General features: G+C 39.7%; 17 protein-coding genes. 11 read left to right on the top strand and 6 right to left on the bottom strand.

The features are described 5' to 3' along the window. Positions 1 to 3 precede the first annotated feature (3 nt). From ccoO to ttcA, 11 genes are all read left to right on the top strand, one after another. The gene (gene ccoO, locus AAEY62_RS03165; protein ID WP_010554062.1) at positions 4 to 678 is read left to right on the top strand and encodes a cytochrome-c oxidase, cbb3-type subunit II; all 675 of its coding nucleotides are present in this window, start codon (positions 4 to 6) and stop codon (positions 676 to 678) included. Positions 679 to 684: 6 nt separating this feature from the next. Next, positions 685 to 870 (top strand): cbb3-type cytochrome oxidase subunit 3, encoded by a 186-nt coding sequence (locus tag AAEY62_RS03160; RefSeq protein WP_010554061.1) that lies wholly within the window; start codon positions 685 to 687, stop codon positions 868 to 870. Then, positions 867 to 1901 carry a cytochrome-c oxidase, cbb3-type subunit III gene (gene ccoP, locus AAEY62_RS03155; protein WP_024590464.1) on the top strand — a complete coding sequence of 345 codons (1035 nt, stop codon included), beginning with the start codon at positions 867 to 869 and terminating at the stop codon, positions 1899 to 1901. The genes AAEY62_RS03160 and ccoP overlap by 4 nt, the downstream gene beginning before the upstream one ends. A gap of 149 nt (positions 1902 to 2050) precedes the next feature. Next, the gene (locus tag AAEY62_RS03150; protein WP_010554059.1) at positions 2051 to 2542 is read left to right on the top strand and encodes a FixH family protein; all 492 of its coding nucleotides are present in this window, start codon (positions 2051 to 2053) and stop codon (positions 2540 to 2542) included. Positions 2543 to 2550: 8 nt separating this feature from the next. Further along, the gene (locus tag AAEY62_RS03145) at positions 2551 to 4926 is read left to right on the top strand and encodes a heavy metal translocating P-type ATPase (protein ID WP_024590465.1); all 2376 of its coding nucleotides are present in this window, start codon (positions 2551 to 2553) and stop codon (positions 4924 to 4926) included. Next, the gene (gene ccoS / locus AAEY62_RS03140; protein WP_002963071.1) at positions 4923 to 5090 is read left to right on the top strand and encodes a cbb3-type cytochrome oxidase assembly protein CcoS; all 168 of its coding nucleotides are present in this window, start codon (positions 4923 to 4925) and stop codon (positions 5088 to 5090) included. Before AAEY62_RS03145 ends, ccoS begins: the two co-directional genes overlap by 4 nt. Further along, positions 5083 to 5754 (top strand): sulfite exporter TauE/SafE family protein, encoded by a 672-nt coding sequence (locus AAEY62_RS03135; protein WP_007585638.1) that lies wholly within the window; start codon positions 5083 to 5085, stop codon positions 5752 to 5754. The genes ccoS and AAEY62_RS03135 overlap by 8 nt, the downstream gene beginning before the upstream one ends. A gap of 67 nt (positions 5755 to 5821) precedes the next feature. After that, positions 5822 to 6559, top strand: a complete 738-nt coding sequence (locus AAEY62_RS03130) for an FNR family transcription factor (RefSeq protein WP_007585636.1) — start codon at positions 5822 to 5824, stop codon at positions 6557 to 6559. Positions 6560 to 6796: 237 nt separating this feature from the next. After that, positions 6797 to 7948, top strand: coding sequence for a right-handed parallel beta-helix repeat-containing protein (locus AAEY62_RS03125; protein WP_024590466.1), 1152 nt, complete (start codon positions 6797 to 6799; stop codon positions 7946 to 7948). Between the two features lie 356 nt (positions 7949 to 8304). After that, positions 8305 to 9231, top strand: a complete 927-nt coding sequence (gene uspE / locus AAEY62_RS03120) for a universal stress protein UspE (protein ID WP_007585634.1) — start codon at positions 8305 to 8307, stop codon at positions 9229 to 9231. A gap of 170 nt (positions 9232 to 9401) precedes the next feature. Further along, a complete protein-coding gene (ttcA, locus tag AAEY62_RS03115) occupies positions 9402 to 10316 on the top strand; it encodes a tRNA 2-thiocytidine(32) synthetase TtcA (protein ID WP_007585631.1) in 915 nt (304 codons plus the stop codon). A 68-nt stretch (positions 10317 to 10384) separates the two neighbouring features. Here ttcA and AAEY62_RS03110 read toward each other — a convergent pair whose 3' ends face one another. The 6 genes from AAEY62_RS03110 to recC all read right to left on the bottom strand — a co-directional run bounded on the left by AAEY62_RS03110 (position 10385) and on the right by recC (position 23569). Continuing rightward, positions 10385 to 11446 (bottom strand): hypothetical protein, encoded by a 1062-nt coding sequence (locus tag AAEY62_RS03110; RefSeq protein ID WP_024590467.1) that lies wholly within the window; start codon positions 11444 to 11446, stop codon positions 10385 to 10387. A gap of 55 nt (positions 11447 to 11501) precedes the next feature. Then, entirely contained in the window at positions 11502 to 12572 is a 1071-nt protein-coding gene (locus tag AAEY62_RS03105; RefSeq protein WP_024590468.1) for a hypothetical protein, read from the bottom strand. 562 nt (positions 12573 to 13134) lie between these two features. After that, complete coding sequence (locus tag AAEY62_RS03100; protein ID WP_101163322.1) at positions 13135 to 14460, bottom strand: methyl-accepting chemotaxis protein; 1326 nt, start codon at positions 14458 to 14460, stop codon at positions 13135 to 13137. A gap of 193 nt (positions 14461 to 14653) precedes the next feature. Next, positions 14654 to 16708 (bottom strand): exodeoxyribonuclease V subunit alpha, encoded by a 2055-nt coding sequence (recD, locus tag AAEY62_RS03095; protein WP_350634591.1) that lies wholly within the window; start codon positions 16706 to 16708, stop codon positions 14654 to 14656. Continuing rightward, positions 16705 to 20283 (bottom strand): exodeoxyribonuclease V subunit beta, encoded by a 3579-nt coding sequence (gene recB / locus AAEY62_RS03090; protein WP_350634590.1) that lies wholly within the window; start codon positions 20281 to 20283, stop codon positions 16705 to 16707. Before recB ends, recD begins: the two co-directional genes overlap by 4 nt. Further along, positions 20270 to 23569 carry an exodeoxyribonuclease V subunit gamma gene (gene recC, locus AAEY62_RS03085; RefSeq protein ID WP_350634589.1) on the bottom strand — a complete coding sequence of 1100 codons (3300 nt, stop codon included), beginning with the start codon at positions 23567 to 23569 and terminating at the stop codon, positions 20270 to 20272. The genes recB and recC overlap by 14 nt, the downstream gene beginning before the upstream one ends. Positions 23570 to 23579: the final 10 nt, after the last annotated feature.

The raw sequence follows: 23579 nt of genomic DNA, 5'->3' as shown, positions 1-23579 counted from the left end.
ATGATGAGCAAGAAAAATTCACAAAACAAACATGAGATAGTAGAAAAGAACGTTGGCCTTATGGCTATTCTGACTGTTTTTGCTATTAGCTTTGGCGCGTTAGTTGAGATCACTCCGCTAATGTTTCAAGACGATACAACTAAACCAGTGGAGGGTTTACGCCCTCTTAACGCTTTAGAAATGGAAGGCCGCGACCTTTACGTGCGTGAAGGTTGTTCTAACTGTCACTCACAAATGATTCGTCCTTTTCGTGATGAAGTTGAGCGTTATGGTCACTACTCTGTAGCAGGCGAATCAGTATGGGATCATCCGTTTTTATGGGGTTCTAAACGTACTGGTCCTGACTTGGCTCGTGTTGGTAAGCGCTACTCGGACGATTGGCATTATGCTCACTTAGTTGATCCACGTGCTGTGGTTCCTGAGTCAAACATGCCAGGCTTTCCTTGGTTAGCAGAGAATACGGTTGATACAAGCCTTACTCTGAAAAAACTACAACTTTTCCGTGATACTTTTGCTATTAACCCAGAAAACCCAAAACATCCGGGTTTAGGTTATGGCGATGATGCAGAGCTTCAAGCAGATGTTGATAAAGTTAATGCTATGAATGATGGCAAAGGCGCAACAGAAATCCAAGCTCTCATCGCGTATTTACAGCAACTTGGTACCCACTTGAAGTAAAAAATTATGGATTACGGAACATACAGAGGTATTTTGACTCTGGTAATTTTAGTATTGTTTATTGTGATTGTTGCATGGGCATATAGCAAGCGAAGCAAAACTCGTTTCGACAGCGCAGCTAATGCCATTTTTGAAGATGAAAAAAAACATGACAACACGCTCTCTAACGAGGAAAAGGAGTCTGAAAAATGACTAGCTTTTGGAGTATTTGGGTTATTGTATTAACCCTTGCATGCTTATGCATCATCTTTGGCTTATTAGTTTGGAACTTAAAAAACTATGCAGGCGTAGAAGAAGGTGAAAGCTGTGGACATGAATTTGACGGTATTGAAGAGCTAAATAATCCACTACCAAAATGGTGGACTTACATGTTTTTCGCAACTTTTGCTTGGTCGGTATATTACCTTGCAGCTTTCCCAGGTTTAGGTAACTGGGAAGGTTTTGGTAAATGGACTAGCTCTAACCAAGGTATTACGTCTTTAGCTGAATCTAAAAAAGCAGTTGCAGAGGCAAAAGCGGATGGTCGCTTTGTAAAACTTGATAAAGAGTACGAAGCTGCAGAAGAGCGCTTTGGTCCTATTTTTAATAAACTTGCACAAGTACCCGTTTTAGATTTAGTTAGTTCTAAATTTGAAGGTGATGCAGCGCAGCAAATAGCACTTGATAATGATAATAAACATGAGCAAACAGATGGCCAAGTCGCCATTGAAATTGGTCAGCGTTTATTCTCACAAAACTGCGCGCAATGCCATGGCTCTGATGCACGTGGTGGTACTGGCTTCCCTAACCTAACTGATAAAGATTGGTTATATGGCGGAACACCTGACAAAATTAAAGAAACACTTCTTTATGGTCGTATTGCAGCAATGCCAGCTTGGGGTCCTGCTCTTGGCGAACAAGGCGTTAAAGAAATGACAGCACATGTGCTGAGCCTTTCTGGTCGTACTGTTAACCAAAAAGACGCAGACGCAGGTGCCGCTAAGTTTGCAATGTGTGCCGCATGTCATGGTGCTGACGGTAAAGGGTCGGTTGCACATAACCTACCATTTGGCGCGCCTAACCTGACTGATAACATTTGGTTATATGGTGGTTCTCAACGTGCTGTTGAAGAAACTCTTAACCACGGCCGTGCCGGTGTAATGCCTGCATGGAAAGACATTTTAGGTGAAGATAAGATTCACTTATTAACTGCCTATGTTTACAGTTTATCGCAAGATAAATAAGCACGCGGTTAATAAAATGTTTATAAATTAATTTATTTAATTCAATAGATTAATCCAGATCAAAAAAGCCTCCACTGTGAGGCTTTTTTTTAGTCTTTTACGTATAATTCCTATAAAATAACGCTTCCTAAACTAATTTTAGAGACACTATGCAACCTACTCCGTGGTATAAAAATTTTTGGCCTTGGTTTTTAATCTTTTTTCCGTTAGTTGCCATTATTGGCTGTATTAGCTTATTTATTACGGCAATAGGTAACGGTCCAGATATGGTTGTTGACGACTACTACAAAAAAGGTAAAGCAATAAACTTAGAACTGACTAAGTTTGAAAAAGCAAAAGCACTTTATTTACATGGCGAATTGAATGTAACCAACGAGCGTGTAAGCTTTAAGTTTACAAAAGGCGACAGCAGTAACGTGCATGTATTAAAGCTCTCGTTTTACCATCGCACCATTAAAGCGCATGACTTTGAAGCAACACTTACTCCTAATGCCAATCAGGAATTTACTGCATTACTTAATGAGTATACACAAGGCGCCTACTCAGTATTTATTGAGCCAATAGATGGCAGTTGGAAAATGAAAGAAAATATAACGTTACCAACTGAACAAACCGTTTTAGTTACTCCTAATTATAAGTAGTAATAACTATGTCTAACTCTTGCTTTCATTGCCTTGAAAGTGTGCCAAACGGATTTAGCGCAAACGTTATAATTGACGATATTGCCCAGCCAATGTGTTGCATTGGCTGCCAAGCTGTTGCGCAAAATATTGTTGTTCAAGGTATGACCGATTATTATAAATACCGAACGGTTCGTGCTGGAAAGGTCGAACAGCTGGTACCTGAGCAACTCGCATTTATAAAAAGTTATGACAACGAAGACATTCAAGACGAATTTATAGCCACTAGCGATAATATCTCAGAGGTATTATTAAGCGTTGAAGGTATAACCTGCGCCGCTTGTGCATGGCTTATCGAAAAACAACTCTTAAATTTAACCTCAGTTAAGCGTGTTGATGTAAATACATCTACCAACCGCGCGATGATTCAATGGGATAAAACCAGCACCCCGTTGAGTGAGGTTATTACTTCCTTAGCTAAAATTGGTTATAAAGCCTACCCATTTCAATCAGATATTGAAGCTAAGCAAAAACAACAAACTGCCAAAGCCTATATTCGCCGTTTAGGTGTTGCAGGCTTAATGACCATGCAAGTAATGATGTTTGCGTTCGCCATGTACTTTGGCATGTTTTCAGGCATGGACAGTAACTTTGAGCAGTATTTTAGATGGATCAGCTTGGTACTGGCCTCTCCGGTTATTTTATATAGCGCACTGCCCTTTTTAACCAATGCTATAAATGGCTTAAAAGCAAAACAGCTCAATATGGATTTACCCGTATCGCTGGCTATTTTTGGTGCGTTTGGCGCAAGTTGTTACGCCACATTTATGCAAGTCGGCGAAGTGTATTTTGAATCTGTGTGCATGTTTACCTTTTTACTTTTATTAGGTAAGTACCTTGAATTTAGAGCGCGTTTAAAAGCGAGCGAATTTACTGCCAACTTACAAAAATTATTGCCATTAACAGCCCGCACTATTAACGAAAGTGGCGAAGAGCTTATAATAGCAGCCAAAAAACTAAAACTTAATGACGTAGTACTCATTAAAGCCGGCGAAACAATTCCTGCCGATGGCGAATTAATTAAAGGTAAAACTACGGTTGATGAATCAATGATGACGGGGGAACATCAACCCGTTACAAAATTTATTGGCCACAATGTCTACGCCGGCTGCGTTAACCACGACGGCGTTATTGAAATAAAAATTAATAAAATTGGCCAAAATACGCTTTTAAATCAAATTATACGCTTGCAACATAATGCATTAACTAAACGCCCTAAACTGGTTGAAATTACAGATAAAGTTGCGCAATGGTTTATAGCGTGCCTGCTTATATTTGCTTCACTTACAGCCATTGGCTGGTACCAAATTGATCCTGAACACGCATTTTGGATTACCATTTCGGTTTTAGTTGCTACCTGCCCGTGTGCCCTGAGCTTAGCTATACCTACCGCGCTTACATGTGCGGTGGCAACGCTTACTCGCAAAGGTGTATTGATAAAACAAGCGCATGTGCTCGAAACCCTCTCTCAAATTACTTTATTTGCATTTGATAAAACGGGCACGCTTACGCAAGGTAAATTTAGCCTTGATGAAGTAGATATAATCGATAAACAGTATACAAAAGCGCAAGTGCTAGATATGGCAGCCATGCTAGAGCGTTATTCTGAGCACCCTATCGCCAGTGCATTTGATGAGTTTACGCCAGCTCACCGCAGTCTTAATAACGTTGAAGTACATCCAGGGCTGGGAATTAGCGCACAAGATGCAACTAATCATTACGCAATTGGTAAAAGTGGTTGGTTTAATAGCAAAAAATCAAATGCACAAGCGAGCTTGTATATAAATAAGCAAGTTGTTGCACGTTTTTACTTTGTTGATAAAGTGAAAAGCGATGCTAAAAAGCTTATAGACTCACTTCAATCGCAAAACTTAACGTGTCACATGTTAACCGGTGACGCGTCAGATGCTGGGCAAAAAGTAGCTAAGCAACTTAAACTTGAAAGTGTGCAATTTGGATGTTCTCCACAAGATAAACAAACCGCCGTTGAGCAATGGTCTTCACAAAATGAAGTCGTTGCAATGGTAGGTGATGGTGTAAACGACAGCCCGGTATTTGCTAGTGCGCACTTATCTATTGCTATGGAAACCGGTGCAGACATATCAAAAAATAGCGCCGATGTAGTACTTCTTAATAGCGATTTAGCCTCCATTGGTCACTTACTTAATGTAGCAAAACAAACCAGACGTATTATTAAGCAAAATCTTGCGCTGTCTTTATTGTATAATGCTTCAATATTACCACTGGCAGCGTTGGGCTTAGTTGCTCCTTGGATGGCTGTTATTGGCATGTCTGCCAGCTCAATTATTGTGATTAGTAATTCACTAAGGCTATTAAAGTTATGAGCATAATTTACATTTTGATCCCTATCGCCATTTTGTTCGTCATTATTGCTATTGGTGTTTTCTTTTGGGCAGTGAAAAGCGAGCAGTTTTCTGACTTAAACAAGCAAGGTCATAGTATTTTGTTTGAAGATGACAAAGAGCAACATAACAAAAGTAATGATTGACCCTCTTTATACCAGCGCTTTTTTAATGGGGCTAATAGGTAGCGGTCATTGCATTGCTATGTGTGGCGGTATTGCAAGCTCATTACAACTAGCAAGTGACAAACGCAAAACATTTACCTATTCATTTGCTTATAATATTGGACGTGCTCTGAGCTACATGGCAGCAGGCGCACTTGTTGCTGGTATTAGCAGCCAATTTGCAAGGCAAAACACCTCCTTCTCTTTAGTACTTTCGTTCATTGCAGCTATTTTTATGCTCCTCGTTGGTGTGTATATAATGCGCTTGGGCCCTACTTTGCAATGGTTAGAGAAAATTGGTAAAACCTTGGTGTGGCAACATATTGTTAAGCTAAATAAATATTTAATGCCTATTAACTCTCCTTTTAAAGCCCTAGGTTACGGTGCGTTGTGGGGATGGCTACCTTGTGGGCTTGTATACTCAGCGCTTACATGGGCGATGACTAGCCCAAGTGCCCTAGACGGTGCCTTAGTTATGCTTTGCTTCGCTTTGGGTACTTTTCCCGCGATGATCACATTAGGCATTACCGCGCAAAAACTAAATACTATTATTAACCATCCATGGACCCGAATTGTATTAGGCAGTGTTATAATTTGGTATGGTATCTACTTATTGATTATTGCAACTGACAAACTGGTACATTAATCTATTCGCATTATTAACCTTTATGGTTATTTTGCAGTCGTGTATAAAAATTTAAACGGATTAAATTATGGATTTCTCTCAAAGTCGCGCTAAAGGTAATTGTGCTATTAGCTGTAATAACTGCAGTATTAGTCAATTGTGTTTGCCATTTTCACTTAATGGCCAAGAAATGGACAAGCTTGACGAAATTATTGAGCGAAAAAAACCACTCCATAAAGGCGACTATCTATTTGAATCAGGTGCACCTTTACAGGCTATTTATGCGGTTCGTTCTGGTTCATTTAAATCGTACACGCTATCGGAGCGAGGTGATGAGCAAATTACCGGCTTTCATTTAGCGGGCGACCTAGTTGGTTTTGACGCAATAAGTAAAATGACTCATCCCAGTTTTTCGCAAGCACTTGAAACGTCAATGGTGTGCGAAATCCCATTCGATACTCTTGATGAACTATCAGGAAAATTACCAAAGCTTCGCCAACAAATAATGCGCTTAATGAGCAGTGAAATTACATACGATCAAGAAATGCTGCTATTACTCAATAAAAAATCAGCAGAGGAACGCTTAGCTAGTTTCATTTATAACCTGTCAGAGCGTTTTGGTGAGCGTGGTTTTTCGCGTAAAGAATTTAGATTTACAATGACTCGTGGCGAAATAGGCAATTACTTAGGCCTAACAGTAGAAACCATTAGCCGTTTATTAAGTCGTTTTCAAAAAGCTGACTTAATTAAAGTAGAGGGTAAATTTATTACAATTTTAGATAATGATGCCTTGGCTAAAACCGCAGCAATAGTAAAACCTCGTTAGTACCTGCCTCGAATAACAATCCTTTACTCGTAATTGTTATGTAAATAAAGTGTAATTATTGCAATTACACTTACCTTCGACTAATACTTTAGAAGTGGGCTTAATTAAAGTTCTACAAATAAAGAACTTCATTTAACTCAGTACCATTATTTGGCGCAGCGCATTTTACAAAAGCAATAATGCAATTTTATCATCGTTAAAAACTTCTATTTTATTCACTAAATGAAAGGAAATATTATGCGTAATATTTTATGTCTCTTGTTTATTTTTTCTTTAGGTATATTCAGTGCTCAAGCATTAAGTTTCATGATTCCAGATGATGGGGCCGATGACTCTCAATCGTTAAAAGAATTAATTTTGAACACTGAGGAGAATGGTGAATTAATTATTGAACAACCAGGCGTTTATGATATTTGCTCAGCTATAATTTTTAAAAACATCAGTAATGTTGTTATCTCTGCAAAAAAGGGAGTAGTGCTGAGAAAGTGTGATAGATTTGAAGGTGAATATATTTTAGCTTTCTATAACTCACATTTTGTAACTATTGAAGGCTTCATCTTTGAAGGGCTAACAAAAGATAAGGTTAATTACGCTTGGGGCGAGCAAGGTTTACTTTTAGCTGGTTCTTCTGATATTTCAGTGCATCATAATCAATTTTTTAACTTCGGAGATGCAGCAATTAGAGCTACTTCTTCTCACTTATCTTCTTTCGAAGGACCTATTAATTCTTTCAGAATCAAGATTAGTAATAATTACTTTGAAAATATCACGCAAGTTACGACAACTCACCCTTGGAATAATAACTTTGGTGGTACGCATGATATTAGAGTTGAAAATAATACTTTCGAAGGCATGAAAGGCTCTTTAAAATTCGCCTCTGTAAAGCCAGTGTCTAAGGCTTTAGTAAGATATAATACGTTTAGAAATACAAAAGGTACTGCTATCGAGCTGACCTATTATTCAAATGTTAAAATCATTGCGAATACTTTTTTAGACACAAAAAAATTTATACTCAATGCTTATCCAAACAAGCCAAAAAGTGTGACAATTCCTTTTAATTGGGGGAGTATTTATTTTACGCATAACAGTATTATACGTTCGAAAGGGGGTATTAGAATACAATCTGATGTGACGGGAGAGCTCATTGACGATAATTACGTAAGAGGCATTTATATCAATAATAATCACTTTCTTGATATTGATATGACCGTTTACCCAGAAAAAAAATACTGGGATCTAATTAACTTATTTACTCGCGGTGGGAAAAATTATTTATTTTCTACAATTAAAGACAATACCTATAACCTACTCCCAGGGGTAAGCTTTGTAAAAGAAACTTACGGATTTTCCCAAGAAAATAATATATTACTGGAATCTAAGAATAATTAAAAAGTATAATTTTTTAGTTTAAAGTAACTTTTCAGTATATTTCACAGCCTTTGAGTTACTAAATTTTAGATATCCTTATGAGTTAAGGCTTCTTCAGTCTATTTTGGCCTTAGGTGAGACTGAGTCGATGCAACTTACGTACTACCAATGAATAGGAAATGGAAATCTATAAAAGGCAAACATGCACCGCAATTAAATCGCTATAAATTAAAAAAGAGCAAAAAAACATCAAGTATATTTAAAACTTGGAACGAAAATATTTTTTGATTTAGAACAACAATTTATATGCTACCCCTTTAACTGTTTTATATTTACGTTACACTAAATGTACACCCGTTAGGTAAATGGAGTAGCATATGAACACTATTAAACGCATTATTGCGGTTATTGACCCCACCAAAGATGATCAACACGGTTTAGCACGTTCAATAGATTTAGCTAAAAAATCTGGCGCAAGTATTACCGCCTTTATGACGGTTTACGACTTCTCTTACGAAATGACGACTATGCTATCTGGCGATGAACGCGAAGCAATGCGCGATGCCGTACTAAAAGATCGCCAGCTATGGCTAAACGATTTAGTTTCCCCTTACAAAGATATAAATATTGAAACCCAAGTGGTTTGGCATAACCGCCCTTACGAAGCCATAATCGATACTGTAATTGATGAAAAGTACGATTTAGTAATTAAAGGCACACATCAACATGGTGCACTTAAATCAGTTATTTTTACCCCGACCGATTGGCACTTAGTACGCAAATGCCCCGCTCCGGTATTATTTGTAAAAGAAATGGCATGGCCAGCAAACGGTAATATTTTAGCTGCTGTAAATGCGGTTAGTGAAAATGAAGAACATGTAGCACTTAATAAACGCGTTATTAAAGACGCACAATATTTATGTGAACTTGCCAACGCAAAACTTAATTTAGTTAATGCCTACCCTGCAACTCCTATTAATATTGCCATCGAAATTCCTGAGTTTAACCCAGGACTTTATAACGAATCAGTTAAAAAGCATCATCATGAATCAACCAATGCACTTGCTGCAGAGTTTAATTTAAACCCAGAGCAATGTTTTATTGAAGAAGGCCTGCCGGAGGATGTAATCCCTGATGTAGCGAAGCGGTTAAATAGCGAATTAGTTGTTATTGGTACTGTAGGCCGCACGGGCTTAAGTGCCGCTCTTGTAGGTAATACAGCAGAGCATGTAATTGATAGCCTAGACTGTGATGTACTGGCACTCAAACCCGATGGTTACGTGAGCCCTATGGCAAAGGATTAATTTTAAGCTTTATGTGCAAGTTATAAGCGAGTTATTTTTACGTGTTAATAAGGCACGTTTAAATCAATTTTAATTACATCCTAAACTCGCATATTCAGGTGGTTTGGGTATAATACGCCCCTTTATTTTTAGCAAATAACTTTGCTGTATTGTTTTACTAGGGGGCGTAATTGTCACACTCAGATCAAGCTAAAGCTCAATTTAACTTAAATAAGCTGCAAAAGCGTTTACGTCGCCAAACTGGTCAAGCCGTTATGGACTTCAATATGATTGAAGAAGGTGACCGTATAATGGTATGCCTTTCTGGCGGCAAAGATAGCTACACAATGCTTGAAATGCTTCAACATTTAAAACGTGTAGCACCTATAAAGTTTGACCTAGTTGTTGTAAATCTTGATCAAAAACAACCTGATTTTCCTGAGCATGTTTTACCCCAGTATCTTGATAAATTAAATGTTGAATACAAAATTGTAGAAGAAGATACTTACAGTATTGTTACCGATATTATCCCTGAAGGTAAAACAACGTGTTCACTTTGCTCACGCTTACGTCGTGGTATTTTATACCGCACAGCAAAAGAACTAGGCGCTACTAAAATAGCCCTTGGTCATCACCGTGACGACATGATTGAAACATTGTTTTTAAATATGTTTTACGGCGGAAAGCTAAAAAGTATGCCGGCTAAATTAATGAGTGATAACGGCGAGCATATGGTTATTCGCCCACTTGCATACTGTAAAGAAAGCGACATAAGCCAATACGCATTTGTACAAGGTTACCCTATCATTCCGTGTAACCTATGTGGCTCGCAAGAAAACTTACAGCGTAAACATACAAAAACAATGCTCGCTAAATGGGATGCGGAGCACCCAGGTCGTATTGAAAGCATTTTTACGGCAATGCAAAACATAGTGCCTTCACATTTAGCTGACGCCGACTTGTTTGATTTTAAAAACTTACAAACCGGTGAAGTAATTGATGGTGGCGATATAGCCCTTGATAAACCAGATATTCCTAAAGTGCCTGTTGCTAATGAGCTTGATGAACAAGAAGCGCCAAGTGTAGTTACTATAAATCTAAGCTAACAAATTTAAGGGGGTTGTATTTATGTACAACCCCCTTAAATTTACCAATTCAGCATTGCGTTCTATTTTTAACTCTCAGCTAAGCCTTGTAAAAATTCCAAACTTAACTTTTCTTGTGCATTAGCCTGATATGGTAATTGCTGCAAGCTATCGTACGAAAAATCGTTAATATCAAAGTGACTTATTTCACTATTCCCAAAGCTATTTCGCTCACCTGGGCTTGGCGACATTCTCTCAATAACAAAGTCGCTTAAGCGCATATCTGTAATGCCTTGTGGTAGCACCGACCAATGAGCTTTCAAATTAAGAGTTTGGCTTCCCTTCGTTAACCGCTCTTTAGATACTAAATGAGCAAGTGGTGTATCGCCACTGTATAAATTAGCCCTAACACGATACAAACCACTTTTTACTACCACTATGTTAGCTGGCAAAATCATGTTTTCGTTTTGTGCATAAGCAGTTTCAAAACCTGTTAAAGTTGCACTCGGCGGCATATATTGAATTTGCGCAACTACGGGAACTTTTTTACCCGCAACATCACCCTCTACAAACACTTGTAAGCTACGAGGGTAATCTTCATCCTCTTCAAATGTAATAATTGCTTCACCGTCACGCGCATTGCCTGTATGGGTATTTAACACTTCTTTTGTATCAGTATTTGCAAGCTCAACGACCACTTTTCCAAGCCCTTGGGCGCTTATCTTTATTGTTATTTCTTCTGGGTATACAAAACGATATTGTTTAAGACTTAACGTTAAAGCATCGCCACTTTCATCAATAGGGCTCGATACCGGGTAGAATTGATTTGGCTTTAATCGATCTTCATCTAATGGACTCAATGGCTGAGAATAAGGAGGAAATTTAAGTGCACTTTCATATTGCATAACCACTTGCTGCGCTGCTTTTGTTAAGTCTTCATTAAACGCGATTTGTTTTTTTGATTGTGTTTTTTTTGCTGTAGGTACGTCTATAGGGATCACTTTTACAGGCGATAAATCAGCTACGCTCGCACTGTGTTTAACCTGAGGTGTTATTGGCTCAACAACTTTATGAGCATCATTTTTACCTGTAAACCATAGCGAGAATAAAATAGTGCTAATAATTAAAGCAACGGCATAAAATTTTTTCATTTTTATATTTCAATCTTTTATAAGGCGTATAGTTTTTAACTACACGCCTTGTATGTTATGGAATCACATTATAAATAAGTGCTGATGCGCTTAAATTATTTGAATCCTTAATATAACGATATTGTTTTTTCCAAAACCAACTACCTGTAGTTTTATCAAACGTATTAAAACCTACATTGTCACCTTCCACATTTACGTTATTCATGGCTATTGTTACATTACCTTTTCGCTGCGCGTTATGTATTTCGTTATGGCTATAACTGTCACTCATCATCATTGGATAATGGTTTGGCATAAAGCTACTTACTGCATCACCTTGCGATTTTAAATGGCCATTTGTATCAATACTGCTGCTACAACTTCCAAACGAGCCAGCCGAACTGGCACCACATGAAGAGTGCGATGCAACAACCGAATCATCATTGCCTTTTAAAAAACCACCCGTTAAACCCAAATATGCATTTCCATCGGCAACAAAGCGTAAACGAGGTGTACGTGCATCAGGAAATGGAGATATTTTACGTGCATTATTCACTTTTAAATCGTGTAATACACCAACGGCCTCGGTTACATCACTTCCTAGCCACCATTTGAGTGCTGCATCGACCGCAAAGTTCCATGATGCGCCAGTTAAAGCACTAACAGCTACGTCAGCCAGCTCACTTCCACCACCCGCGCCTGCTAAATCAAACGTAGCAACAATATTAAGCGGCTCTAAGCCTTCGTTTTCTAACCAGTTTTCTTGATTATCAATAATATGGCGTGCAACTAAGTCTCCTGTTGAATGTGTTACAAATACACAGCCATCACTGCATAAATTAGAGCGTGAAATTTGCTTTAGCTTTGGCCACACCCAATCGGTAGCAATTTTACCTTCAATACGCTCATAAGCAGGCCAATCAATTCGCTCATCTGCACGATTATTCCAGTACGATTGCCAATATGTTTCACCATCATTGATTACATCACTACCCGACTTATTTGTTATTTGCGAAGTTTGTAACCCATGAATTAATATAATTTTGTAGTCTTTACTCGCTGCAGAAAAGCTCATTAACATAGCTAACCCCGCACCAATTAGGTGGCTTGGCTTAATTAATTTGTGTGTACGCTTTGTGTTGTTCATACAATTCCTTAATGTTGTGTACTTAATATTTTATTATCATTTAAGGTATTCATGTTGGTTTACATAAGCTTGTCAGCTTAGGTGTTCACTAGGGTCTGTTGTTCTTTGCGGATTAAAATTTGTTCAAACTAGAGGCTATTTAATCACGGCGCGAGATTTGTAACCTAGTGGGCTAAGTAAAAACCGAGCAACAAAGAGTAAATAGCCTCTAGGAAGTATCCTTTGGGCAGCGTCTGTTTGGCATTAATGCTACGTTATCGCCTATTTATGGGGAACAACCACACTACTTAGGCTCTGCCTTGCCTAAATACCAAACAGACTGCTGCAAATTTAACCTTGAAAGATCAACAGACTCTAGTATTAGGAACAACGAACAAAAATGCAACAACTTATTATCATTTAGGGAAGAGAAGAAACTTATTTCATACTGATTAATGAGTTAATAGAGGTATAGTTGTTATATTTGAAATTATTAGATGGGTTTCAAGGGGTATATTGAGGGTAGTAAGATTAAAGCGGATACCATTGAAAGTGCCCGCTTTAGAATAAGGACGAAGCTAATCTAACCGTTAGCTTTAAGTTCACTGGTAAATTGCCCAATTGCATTTACAACTTCTTGTGCACCTTGTTGGATCTCTTGCATCACTTCACCAGATTCTTTAGATAACGCCAAGCCTTGCTCTGCCTTCTCTTTACCTTTTTCTATTACAGCCACCGTATTTTGGGTTTGTGATTGGTTGCGCTGTACAACTTCTACAATTTCTTCTGTTGCTTTTGAGGTACGCGATGCAAGCAATCGCACTTCATCTGCAACCACAGCAAAGCCTCGCCCCTGCTCGCCAGCTCTTGCCGCTTCAATTGCGGCATTTAATGCTAATAAATTTGTTTGCTCAGCAATACTACTAATGCTTTGTACAATACTCGATATTTGTTGCGACTGCTGATCAAGCGCTGAAATTTCATTTGCAGCTTGCTCCATGTTAATAGCCAGCTCAGTCATTACTGCGACTGTATCTTGTATAACGCTCGCGCCTTGCTCTGCTTTTTTATCAGTTTGGGTTGAGGTGCTATAAGCAATTTCGGCAGCTTGTGATATCGCAATTTCTTGATTTACTTGATCAGTGATAACAGTTGCAAACTTCATTACTTTATAAAGCTCATTCGCGTCATTTGAGATTGGGTTATATGACGCTTCTAGCCAAACAATGTTGCCATGTTTATCTACGCGCTTAAAGCGCTCAGCAATAAACTTACCTTCTCTTAATTTAGCCCAAAATTGCAGATATTCTTGGGAGTTGTACTCTGAAGCCTCACAAAATGTGCGATGGTGCTTTCCTATTAATTCACTTTCTTGATAACCCATTGCAGCTAAAAACTGATCATTTGCTTTTAACACATGGCCCTCTAAATCAAATTCAATTACCGCCATAGAGCGATATATCGCTTTAATAGTGTCGCTTTGCTCGCGAGAAGCCGTAATTGTTTTTGTAAGCACACTCCCGAATATAGAAAAATAGAGCAACTGATCTTGCTCCCCTTTTACAGGATGTACTATTAAACGTAACCATTCAGCTTTGCCATCGCTGCGCATAACTTGTAATGCACCGCCCCAATGCCCTTCTTTTTTTATAGCTTGCTGTAGGCTTTTAAATTCTGAAGATTGACGAGACGAATCTGTAATAAAATCATCAAAAGAATTATTAGTTAGATCGTCTTCACTGTAGCCTAGGTTTTCTAAAAATCTATCGTTGGCGTGCGAAATTCGGCCATCATAAAGAATGTTCAGTACTAACATCTCTCGGTAAAGCCCTTCCCACACTTGTTGTAATGGGTAAAGTTCAGCTTTTAGAGAAGCTATTTCGTTTTGTTTATTTTTAGAAAAAAACATTAATATCCCTACCAATACATTCGATATGAAATGAAATTAATTTTATTATAGAAGATATTATTTATAACGCGATAAATAATAAGAGCTTTAATTACTAGATTCAGAAAGTTTTAAAATAGCCAATACATAAACACTGGTATCTACAAATATGTGGATACATCAATAAAATAACTTCTATGCCCCAGCAGAACCTTTAATTCTCAAACTTTAATCTTTCATACAATCCAGACGCTCTCGATACGCTTTTATTCATTGCTAATTGCAGTACTTTTTTGTCAGCCACCAGCTCAAACTTATTTTTAGCGCGGGTTATTCCCGTATACACTAATTGCCTGTTAATACCCATGCGCGCTTGTTTTAGCGGTGGCAGTACCATGGCTGTGTAGCTAAACTCTGAACCTTGTGATTTATGAATAGTCATTACATAGACTTTATCGTGCGCAGGGAGTCGTGCTGGCGAAAATGCTCGTTGATTACCTTGCTCATCAATAAATATGGCTTTGAGCTGCCCACTTTCATCGGGCATTAAAATACCAATATCGCCGTTAAATAACTTAAGCTGGTAGTCGTTTTGGCTCACCATAATAGGCATGCCCGTATAGTGATGAGTATTAGGGCTAACTGTTATTAAACCTTGCTGTTGCAACACACGCTCTATTCGTTGATTTAGGCTATTAACGCCATAATCGCCCTCTCGTACTGCTGCTAAAAGCTGATAACTAGCAAAAGCGGCATGTACCTGTGCAACACTTGCACCTTGGGCTATTAAGTTGAGGTATTTTGCATAATGACTCGCTGCACTTTTAACGAGCTTTTCAATTGATTTTGCTACAAAGTCGTAATCTAAAATCACATCGTTAAAACGCCCTTCACTACTTTCTTGCTCTACGTAATTTAAAATACCGGTGTTATTAGTGTTTACCGCAAGTGCGAGTTGACCAATACCGCTTTGTGCGTCAAATCGATAACTGTGCTGTAAAAAAGCAATGCAATCTGCGAGTTTAAATTCACTCGCGCTTTGCGCTGCGAGCTTTGGCTCATTATTAAAACATAAATTATTTAGCTCATCGCAACGCGATGGCGAATAGCGTGGCGTTTGCCCAAGTGTTAAACCTTGGCATAAATCGCTCATTACGCTGCCGGTATCCACCGAGGCAAGTTGGTCTTTGTCACCTAAAAGTATTAATCGCGCGTGCGCAGGCAGCGCTTCTATTAATTTAGCCATCAGCGATAAATCGACCATACTGGCTTCATCAATAATCAGCACATCTAAATGCAGCGGATTGCTTTTGTTATGCCTAAATTTATTAGTAAACGGTTTTACGCCCAATAAGCGATGAATAGTTTGAGCGTTTTGTGGTATCAGCGTTTTAATATTATCAGGAATAATTGTTAGTTTATTTTTAGCACCCAAGACTGACTCACTCAAGCGTGCAGCGGCTTTACCTGTAGGGGCCACAAGTTTAATGCTAAGGGGTGCTGTTTCATAAAGTGACTGTAAAATAGCCAACAACTTAGTCACTGTAGTGGTTTTACCTGTGCCAGGCCCACCCGTGATCACACTAAAGCCTTTGGTTGCAGCAATCGCGCACGCCACTTTTTGCCAATCAGTTTCAATTGTTGAATCAGCAGGAAAATAGGTATTTAAAAGTTCAGCCAATACTTCATTATTAATATTGAGCTTTCGCTCGCTCATGCTTAATAATCTATCTGCGAGTGTTTGCTCATAACCTGCAAGGCGCGCAAAATAAAGTCGCTCGTTAAACAATTGTAGTGGTTTACTCTCGCCTACGCTTTCATGGCTTTGTAAATAACTAAGCGCTGTGCGCACATTAAAATTATCACTAAACGGGCTTAGCGTACTGGGTACATTGCCATCGAGTTTATTAAAGTCACTTTTGCGCAAGTTAAAAGGATTACTCCAATCAACTTCATTTAAGGTTAGGCAGCTATGTTGGCTTTGCTGCGATAAGCACAGCAATAAAATAATATAAAACAGTTCATTGTGAGTTTGCTCAATGTCATTAGCACACAGTAATTCGGCAAGCTTTACATCAACCACACGTAGTCGATTTTGCGCTAATAAATACTCAAGTAACGGGACCTCTGTAATCGTATTGTTTAACACAATGTCCTCTAATGGGGCATCTTGTGCTACATTTTTTGAGGTAATAGGCTCTGCTGCTTCATTATTAAGTGTCTCGTCTATATCGTCAAACAAGCCAGGTTGCTCATTTAAATCGCTCATAGCATAGCTCCTTGGCTAAATAAGCCATCTAAAATAGTTACTTGCTCTACAGTTAGCTTTTTAAAGTACACGCCTTGCCCTGCCGGCATCCCACGTAAAAACGTGTAATACACGCCGCCTAAATGGGTTTCTATTGAGTAATCAGCTATACGTTGTTTTAATAAACGATGCAGTGCTACGGTGTAAATTAAATACTGTAAATGGTACTGATGACTGCTCATCGCTTGCTCAAGCATGTCGCTCTCGTAATCAGCTGGCGTGCTACCTAAATAATTAGACTTATAATCTAAAATATAATACTTACCTTGGTAGCAAAATATTAAATCGACAAAGCCTTTTAACAAGCCTTTTACTTGTGAAAATTCAAGCTTACTTTGCGTAAAGCCAAAATGTTTAACCAACATTTCGTTTAGCTTAGGTGCACTTAAGCTCTCAAGTGGTAAATTAAATTCCATTTCGACTAGGCAATCATTGGGTGTAAGCACACCCAATGAAAGAAGGCTGTTTTCTTGAGAGCTGTTATCTAGGGGACACGCAAGAACATCAAGTACCCACTTTTCAGCCACTTCTCGCCATTGCTCACCTATGTGGTACTTTTCAAGGCTGCGCTTAACTACCTCAGATAAGTTTTGCTCGGTATTAGTTGGGTGAACTATTGGGCTAGTAAAATCTATTTGTTCAAATATTTCGTGTAAACAGCTACCAGGCTTTGGCCCTTTAGGAAAACTATAAGGTGATGGTAGTTCGTCCTCTTGCACTGCAAACTCGTCTTTTTCGTGATCTTCATCACTTCGCCCTGGTGCTAATTGGTCGCTGTGCTTTTTAAAGCTCAACGCACTAAAGCTGGTTGCTCGCCAGTTACGCTCAATATTTACTGTTACTCTATTAACACTTAATGTTTGCTGGGCAATTTTGCTATTACTAAAACAAAGTGTTCCCTGCTCTAATAACGTTTGTGAGGTAAATTGCTGATAGCTCATCGCGCTGTTAGCGTCGCAAAACTCACTTAAATGCGTGCGCCATGTTTGGCTACTGGCAAGTTCAAGCCCTGCAAATAACACGTGTCCTAGTGCACTACTTTGCATAGCTAAGCGGCTACTTTGCCCTTGCCCAATGTTATAAACACCAAGCGCACAAAAATGCACAGCGCGAGTAAGTGCTACATACAGCAGGCGTAAATCTTCAGCTAGGCGCTCTTGCTCTGCTTTTTGCAGTGCATCTTCGTCTTTACTTAAATCGTAAACTAGCTTGCCATTATTATGATAAAGCGCTTCTTTTGTTTCGCGATAGCCACTGGCAAACGGCATAAATACCAAAGGGTATTCAAGCCCCTTTGAGGCATGCATAGTGACAATTTTAACCAAGTTGGCGTCACTTTCTAGGCGCACTTGTACTGTTTCACCGTCTTGTTGGCTTACCTTTTGTGCAAACCAGCGCAGTAAACGTAGCGTGCCTTCAAGCTCTATTTGTTTTTGCTGAAGTATTTCGCCCAAGTGCCTAAAGTCTGTCAGCCAACGCTCAACGTTATATCCCAATCCCTGCCATTTAGCGCTAAGCTGGTTATGGCTCATTAAGCGCTCAAGCATTGCCATAGCGCCTTGCTTGTTCCAAATGTGGCTAAGTTGTGCAAAAAAGTTTAAGTAGTCTTGCCATTTATTTTCATCATCGGCGAGTGCATGTATTTCGTTATAACTTAAACAAAATAGTGGACCAGCTAAAACACCGCGCAGCAATGACTCGTCATATTGACCATGTAGCGCCGTTAAAAAGTTAAGTAGGTGATGGCTAAGCTCTTGGCTAAAAACGCTTTCTCGCGATAAATACACGCTGGAAATTTTGGCATCATCTAGCGCTTTTTTCATTATTTGCGCTTCAACACGGTCGCGCACTAATATACAAATATCAGCGGCACTTACTGGGTTATTGCCAATACACGCGTCCCCCTGTTTAGCTTTTTCAAGCAGGGTCACTATTTTATTAGCAAAGTGAGTGGCTAAATGCGCTTGCCCTACACCTTTGTTAGTTGGTTTGTTCTTTTCATCGGCGGCTTCATCTACAAATACATTAAATTCGAATGCGGTAGCGGGTTTGCCATCAATTAAAAAAGAATCATCTGCTTTTTTGCCTTTAGCAGCCACTGCGTTAAAGGGTATGGCGTCGTTATAAATAAAGCTGTTAGCGTGTTTGCCAAATAAACTATTAACGCTATTGACTATATCGGTGCTTGAGCGAAAGTTAGTCCCCAGCGTAAATTGCTGATCAGTCTGCACTGCCTCTTTTGCGCCAATATACGTAAAAATATCCGCCCCCCTAAAGCCATAAATAGCCTGTTTGGGGTCGCCTATCATGGCAAGCGTGGTATTTTGTTGCCCATAAATTTTACTAAAAATACCGTACTGAATCGGATCGGTATCTTGGAATTCATCAATCATGGCAACCGGAAACAACTGCGCAATTTTTTGCGCTAGTACGTCGCCTTGCTCGTTATTAAGCGCACTGTGTAAATTGGTCAGTAAGTCATCTGGGGTGATCACGCTTTGCTCTTGCTTGCGCTTAACTATTGCGGCTTTTACCCAGCGTGCTGCATGTTGTATAACTGCTATTTTAAGCCCTTGGTCTATGGTGTTGTTAAGGGCGGCAAGCTCGTCAAATTGACTCAGTAATGGATGCACAAATAATGGCTGATTCTTTTTATAGTTGCCTGCATCGCTTAAGTTTTCTGTACTCCACACTTCAAACGAATACTTGTTAGTGCCAAATTCAAAAAACAAATCGCCGCCTAAACAAAATGCTTCAAGCGCACTCAGGCTGCCTTTTCGTGCTGGCGTTTTAGACCCGCTCAAACCCGAGCTTTTAATAGCACCTATAAACTCTTGCTCTAACACCGCTTTTTTAAATGCAGGCACACGGGTTATGTACTCGTCACGCGCCTTCCACACATCGTCTAAATTTATTTGTGGCGTAATGTGCGCATTGGCTTTATTTAAAATGCTCGCCACTTGAGCGAATAAAGCCTCTGGTGCGGCAAATACATCTAAAATAGCATCGGTGCGCTCTTTGTTAAGTGGGTATACAAACGCACGCCAAAAATCTTTAATGGTTTCGAGTAATATGTCGCGCTCATCTAAAATAAATTCGAGATTAAACGCCACTCCCGACTCAAACGCATGTTGTTTTAGCATCCGCTGACAAAAGCCATGAATAGTAAAAATAGCCGCTTCGTCCATTGATTTAGCAGCTGCATCGAGTAAATCAAAGGCGCGGTGCTTATCATCAATTTTGGCAATTACGCCTTCAATGAGTTCGTCGTTTGGGTCTTGCCCAAGCAATGCGTCGCGCGCAGCAATAATTCGGCTGCGTACGCGGTCTTTAATTTCTTGGGTGGCAGCGTCGGTAAAGGTTACTACCAAAATTTGCTCAACACTGAGCGGCGTATTTAACTCACCCTCTATTTGCATACCTAGTAAGTAACGTAAATACAGCCCCGTAATTGTATAAGTTTTACCAGTACCCGCACTGGCTTCTATTAAACTTTGACCAATGAGCGGCATAGTAAGAGGATTAAGCGCTTGCATGGTCACTCTCCTTTGCGTGTTCAAATAAAGGCGTGAGCAATTTATCACTCCATTTTATAAATTCGTCTTGGCAATCGTTTAGCGATTGCACCGTTAAGCGAATATACGGATTTTCGCCCTCGCCTCGCCCTATGTATTGCGGGCTAAATTTGCTCATTGCTTTTGTTATATCGCCGCCGCTTTTAACGTACTCATAACCACTTACCGGAAAAAACGGCACAGGCTCTGCGCGCAGCGCTTTGTATAACTCAAACCAATCGGCTAATAGTGCATCGGCATCAGCTTTATTAATTGGCGCAAAGGTAATTTGCTTATCAAGCCCAAGTAACAATGTTTCTACTTGTTGATCCATACTTTGCGCTGCGAGGTGATAAATAAAGCCTTTAATTAAATCTTTCGCTTTAATACTCGCACTGCGATAAAACACTTGTTTTTGCAAATAAACATGATTGAGCCAGCCCTCTATTTTGGTGCCTTCAATAGTAAGTAAAACTTCTATTGGCTCACTTTTCCCACCTTTAATGTGCTCTTTTACTTGCCCTGCAAGCGCATCAACTCGGTGCTCCATACTTTCAAATATGAGGCTGCCTACATTGGCTTGAGGTAACTCACCTCGTTGCAGTATTTGCTCGGTACTCAGTGGTTGCTCGTTTATATTGGCTTTAAGTATTTCATCAAGGTAAAAATAACGGCGCAGCGCATCTAGGCTAAAGGGTTCTTCGTCTTTTGCTACTTCGTTAAATTGTGGCAGGCGTAAACCTAATGTTTGTTGATAAAAGCTCTCTTGTGCGCTGCACACACTTCTAATAAACACATCAAGATCTAACTGATCTGGCACAGTCACATCAAGTGCAATAACTGGCTCTGGTTTAATTGACTCACTTGGCAGCCAAATTGGATTGTAACTGTGGTTGCTCAGCACAGTATTGGCTTGCTCATCGGCTAAATAATAATGGCTATTAAAAGGCTGTAAATGCTGCTGATTAATTAGACATGCGGGCAGCGTTTTTTCGCTTTTATCGCTTAATTCAAAACTACGCCCAATATATTCTAACAGCTCGCTTACAAGGGTTGATGGCATACGCGGTTGGTTATCAAAACACGAGCGACCAATGTAACTCATGTATAAATTGTCGCGGGCACTCAGTAGCGCTTCTAAAAATAAGTAACGGTCATCTAATTTACGTGATCGGTCACCTTTTTGCTTTTTAGAATAAGGCACTAAATCAAAACCAATAGGTTGTACGTTACGCGGGTAGTCGGCATCGTTTAAGCCCAGCATGCATACCACTTTGAATGGTACGGCGCGCATGGGCATAAGCGTACAAAAGTTTACTTGCCCAACCAAAAATCGCTGCCCTACGCCTTTTTCTTGAATGCCTTGTTTAACTAAGTAACTAACAATACGCTGCGAAACCGCTTTGCTGTAATCGCCGTTGTCGTGGTGCTTTTGTAACTCTTCGAGCACGTTTTGAAGTACTAATAAATCCCAGCTGTCGTCACTTTCACTTTCGTATATGGCGTTTAATAGCTCGCTTAAAATATGCGCTTTATTAGTGAGCGTGTCATCAGGCGTTAGCTGCTCTTTAAAGCTTTGCAGTACATCAATAAAGTGCACGAGCTTATTGAGTGTATCAAGCGCCATGCCTTCTACTTCGTCAGCGCTGTAAATACCGTTAAACGGGCATTGTTCGTCGCGCATAGCAATACCAAGCAGTAAACGGTTAAGCCCATGTTGCCAGGTATTTAAATCGATAGCGGGTAAATCAAAGCTTCTTTTATGCGCTGCGTTTATACCCCATTTAACCCCAACACGTTCAAGCCAGTATTGAATTTGCTCGTATTCGTGTGCTTCAAGCCCAAATTTTTCGGCTATTTGCGTCACTTGTAATAAATCGAGAATATCCGACACACCAAAGCGCGAAAACGGTAAGTTAGCTAAACTCGCAAATGAACTAAGGACAGGCTTTTCTTGCTCTATGGCTAAATCGGCCAATGCGTAAGGAATAAAGCGGCTGCCTTGTGCCCCGCCAAATACGGCTTCAATATAAGGGCTGTAAGTGCCTACATCGGGCATCATGACAATTATGTCTTTGGGGGTAAGCGTTGGGTTTTGATTAAACAAGTTAAGTAAGTAGTCGTGCAAGCGCTCAACTTCTCTGAGCGGTGTATGGCAATCGCTGAGCGTAATACTGGTGTCGGTTGCGCTGATTGGTAATTTACCTTCGTCGTTTATAAACCACTCTTTGTTATCGGTCAGTGATTCGCCTTTAAACGCAAGCTGATAAATCTCGCTTTGTACTTGCCCTAGTAAGGTGTCGTCAAACACATCAATAAAACCATCAATCCAACGGGCATCTAACTGTACAAGTTGTTCAAAATAGTCGCGACCTAATTTACCCCACGACGATAACAACGGATTACCTATAAAGTAGTATTCTTCATCTGGGTTGGTTTGTTTTTTTTGTTGCGCTTCCACCAGCGGCATTTTGGCGTATTTAGCGCTTATTTTAGCTGCTGTTTTTTCATCTATAATATCGCCCCAGTAATGCTCACTCGGGTTAAAAAAGAATAATATAACCTCAGTTTTTTTACTCAGCGCTTCAAACACCTCTAGCTGGGAACTGGCAATCGCCGATATACCAAATAAGCTAATGCGTTGTGGCAGTAAGCTATTATCCATCGTCTCAAGGGCTGCAAGTAGCTGCCCTTGCATGTTAGCGCGATGAAATTGGCTTTGCCCAAGATCTTGACTTAGCTTTACAATGCGTCGCCATAAGTCAGGTTGCCATGGGGCAATGGTTACATCTACGTCATCAAGCTCATCTTTGCCACTACCCCATGTGGCTATCCAGTGCGGTCGGTACATTAAATATTGGTCGTACACATCGGCTATTTTTTCGCACAGCGCAAAGGTTTTTTGCCCGTCGATATCGCCTTCTAAATAGGTTTTTAGCGGCAAATATAATGGCTCATCAATACAGTTAGGTAAAATTGCAAACAGTTTCCAAGCAAGGTTAGGTTTATTAAATGCCGACTCTTTAGGGACATTTGGCAGTAATTGCTGATACAACTGCCAAATAAAGCTCGACGGCAGCGGAAAATCTACCTGCGCCGCAACCCCTAAGTTTTCGCTCAAACCTATTTTTAACCACTGCGACATACCCGGCGATTGCACTAGCACTACTTCTTTGTCGAACGGGCTTTGCAATGGGTTTACTTTTAACAGCTGGTGGAACTGCGCTTGCAGGGCTTCCATCCGGTTTGATTGAATAATATTTAGCATATAACACTGA

It is taken from the genome of Pseudoalteromonas sp. GW168-MNA-CIBAN-0100, from assembly GCF_040309225.1.
In the GTDB taxonomy this organism is placed as follows: Bacteria; Pseudomonadota; Gammaproteobacteria; order Enterobacterales; family Alteromonadaceae; genus Pseudoalteromonas; species Pseudoalteromonas arctica.
Note: the sequence above shows the minus strand (reverse complement) of the source record. Positions and strands in the feature narration are given on the sequence as shown.